The 1,528-nt window shown below is 66.5% G+C and carries 1 protein-coding gene; it reads left to right on the forward strand.

Translation table 11 applies throughout. The features are described 5' to 3' along the window. Nucleotides 1–102: 102 nt before the first annotated feature. A complete protein-coding gene (locus tag AB2385_RS17050; protein ID WP_367656205.1) occupies nt 103–1,446 on the forward strand; it encodes an IS256-like element ISMlu11 family transposase in 1,344 nt (447 codons plus the stop codon). Nucleotides 1,447–1,528: the final 82 nt, after the last annotated feature.

Here is a 1,528-nt window from a genome sequence, read left to right on the forward strand (position 1 = left end):
TCTACGACCAGCCCGATGCCGCCAGCGTCAACGCCCAGTTCGACCGGGCGTGTCAGATGGTCTGTGTAAGCCGTACCGAGAGGAACGGTAAGAATCATGACCATGACCGACGAGAAGAACCCAGGCGAGCCCTCGGGCCAGGACCTGGTCGAGCAGCTGAAAGCCTCAGGGCAGCTTGATGCCCTGTTCGCGCAGATCGACGCGGGCGGCGTCGAGCTCACCGGTGACGGCGGGTTCGTGCCCGCGCTGGTCAAGGCCGCGCTCGAGCGGGGCCTGCAGGCCGAGCTGACCAGCCATCTGGGCTACGAGAAGGGCTCGAGCGAGGCGCCGAAGCACGCCAACTCCCGCAACGGGACCACCCCGAAGACCGTGGAGTCCGAGGTCGGGCCGATCGAGCTGGACGTCCCGCGAGACCGGGGCGGGTCGTTCACCCCGCGCCTGGTGCCCAAGGGCCAGCGGCGCCTCGGGGGCCTGGATGACATGATCATCAGCCTCTATGCCGGCGGAATGACGATCCGGGACATCCAGCACCACCTGGCCTCCACGATCGGCACGGACCTGTCGCACGAGACGATCTCCAACATCACCGACGCCGTGAGCGAAGAGGTCCTGGCGTGGCAGTCGCGGCCGCTGGAGGAGTTCTATCCGGTGATCTATCTCGACGCAATCCGGATCAAGATCCGAGAGAACAGCCAGGTCCTCAACCGTGCCGCCTACATCGCCGTCGGCGTGGACCTCGAGGGCATCAAGCACGTGCTGGGGATCTGGGTCCAGGACACCGAGGGCTCGGCGTTCTGGGCCCACGTCTGCGCCGATCTCGCCAACCGGGGCGTGCAGGACGTGCTGATCGTGTGCTGCGACGGGCTCAAGGGCCTGCCGGAGGCGGTCGAGGCGACGTGGCCGGACTCGATGGTCCAGACCTGCGTGGTTCACCTGATCCGGGCCGCGATGCGGTTCGTGGCCTACCAGGACCGCAAGAAGGTCGCCGCCGCGCTGAAGCCGATCTACACCGCCCCCAACGAAGAGACCGCGAGGAAGGCGCTGGCCGAGTTCGAGGCCTCCGAGCTCGGCACGAAGTACCCGTCTGCAGCCGCGACCTGGGCGAACTCCTGGGAGCGGTTCATCCCGTTCCTGCAGTTCCCACCCATGCTCCGCAAGGTCATCTACACGACCAACAGCATCGAGTCGCTGAACTTCCAGCTACGGAAGGTGACCAAGAACCGCGGCCACTTCCCCTCGACCGAGGCGGCGGTGAAGCTGCTCTGGCTGGCGATCTGCAACATCGAAGACAAACGCGCCGCCGAACGCGCTCGGGACCGGGGCAAACCCGCCGGCCAGCGCAAAGCCCAGGGCCGGCTCGTCGAAGGTCAGGCCGTCACGAACTGGAAGCAGGCCCTCGCCCAGCTCGCCGCGGCCTACCCCGACCGGATCAACCCCTACCTGTGACCACCCCGCTTACACAGACAAGTTGACACGCCCGTCTCAGATTTACCCGACAGATTGTCGGGTCGCGTGTTCATGCGGGTCT

Source organism: Symbiobacterium sp., assembly GCF_040797425.1.
GTDB lineage: Bacteria > Bacillota > Sulfobacillia > Symbiobacteriales > Symbiobacteriaceae > Symbiobacterium.

Coding starts and splice junctions, on each gene's coding strand:
- AB2385_RS17050 (WP_367656205.1), top strand. CDS start 103: ATGACCGACGAGAAGAACCCAGGCGAGCCCTCGGGCCAGGACCTGGTC.